Annotated in this window: 1 protein-coding gene; it reads left to right on the forward strand. The window is 63.1% G+C overall.

The genetic code is table 11. The annotated features are described in order from the left end of the window. Nucleotides 1–141 precede the first annotated feature (141 nt). Nucleotides 142–1,272 carry an IS110 family RNA-guided transposase gene (locus tag BMI01S_RS37385; RefSeq protein ID WP_036047392.1) on the forward strand — a complete coding sequence of 377 codons (1,131 nt, stop codon included), beginning with the start codon at nucleotides 142–144 and terminating at the stop codon, nucleotides 1,270–1,272. Nucleotides 1,273–1,549: the final 277 nt, after the last annotated feature.

The raw sequence follows: 1,549 nt of genomic DNA on the forward strand, positions 1-1,549 counted from the left end.
GGGAACGTGGTAAGTCAGAATGATTTTCCGTGAGGCGGAGGCTGGCCTGCCGTAGGAAGTCAAACGCGGGTTAGCATGACTGCCAGAGCCGCACGGTGTGGACAGGGCCCACACCCGGCGATTTCCGAGACGGAGGCCAGCATGCGCAACGATAGCACGATCTACATCGGACTTGACGTTCACAAGGACTCAATCACGGCTGCCTACGCGATCGATGCAGGCGAAGTCGAACTGTTCGGCAAAACGGGGACCACGGGGGCTGATATCGATCGCCTGTGCTGCCGCCTGCAGTCCAAGGCGCGGCACGTACGCGTCGTCTACGAAGCAGGCCCGTGCGGCTACGGCCTCTGCCGGCAGCTCATCCAGAAAGGTTTCGACTGCATGGTCTGCGCACCGTCACTGATCCCTCGCAAACCCGGCGAACGTGTGAAGACCGACCGGCGCGATGCCGTCAAGCTGGTCCGCTCCCTGCGCGCGGGCGACCTGACCGCCGTCCACGTGCCCAGCGTCGAGGACGAGGCATTCCGCGATCTTGCCCGCGCGTGGGGCGCTGCCCGCGAGGATCTGCGTCAGGCCCGTCAGCGGCTCAAATCCTTCCTGCTCGCGCATGGTGTCCACTATACCGGTGCCGCCAACTGGGGCGAGCCTCACCTGCGCTGGCTCGCCCGCTGCTCCTTTCCCAGCGCCTGGCAGCAGCTCGCCTTCGAGGAGCACCGGCGCACCATCGAAGACCGGCTCGCACAGTGCAAACGTCTCGAAACCGCCCTGCGGGACGCAGTCACCACCTGGCGATTCTATCCCGTGGTACTGGCACTGCAGGCCATGCGCGGCATCCAGTTCGTTACGGCCATCGGGATGGTCTCGGAGCTGGGCGACCTGTCGCGCTTCGGACACCCGCGCCAACTGATGGCATGGCTTGGTGTGACGCCGTCGGAACATTCATCAGGAGGCAAACGCCGGCAGGGGAGCATCACCAAGACCGGCAACAGTTACGCCAGAAAGCTCCTGGTCGAGGCAGCCTGGAGCTACCACCATCCCGCCCGATTGAGCAGGGAAATTCAGGCCCGTCATGAAGGTTTACCCAAGCCCATAATCGACCGCGCCTGGGACGCGCAGCTGCGTCTGTGCCGGCGCTACCGCAAGCTCGTCGCGCGGGGCAAGCAAAGAAACATCGTGGTCGTCGCCATCGCCCGTGAACTTGCGGGCTTCATCTGGGACATCGGCCACCTTGCCATGTCATTGGCTCTCCCACGGACATACGCAAACACCTGACGACAAGCACCACGCCCATCAACTTCAGCGCAGTTTCCTGGGGGCGGCGCAGCCCGGCATTCGAGTCATCCGCGCTCGGGTTTCGCAACGGCATTCGCCGATTTGCGCGGTAAGGTAGCGGCAGGCTCATGAGGCGGTCCACTGTAATGCGGTATCCAACCCGCGCATATCAGCGTGATACACCGTCGATGTTACTGCTGCGCCGCCCTCAGGAAACTGGACGTACCCTATGCGAAAACCGAAAACCACTGAGCCGCTTGACACGGAAAATCATATC

This window comes from Paraburkholderia mimosarum LMG 23256 = NBRC 106338 (genome assembly GCF_000739815.1).
Taxonomy (GTDB): Bacteria; Pseudomonadota; Gammaproteobacteria; order Burkholderiales; family Burkholderiaceae; genus Paraburkholderia; species Paraburkholderia mimosarum.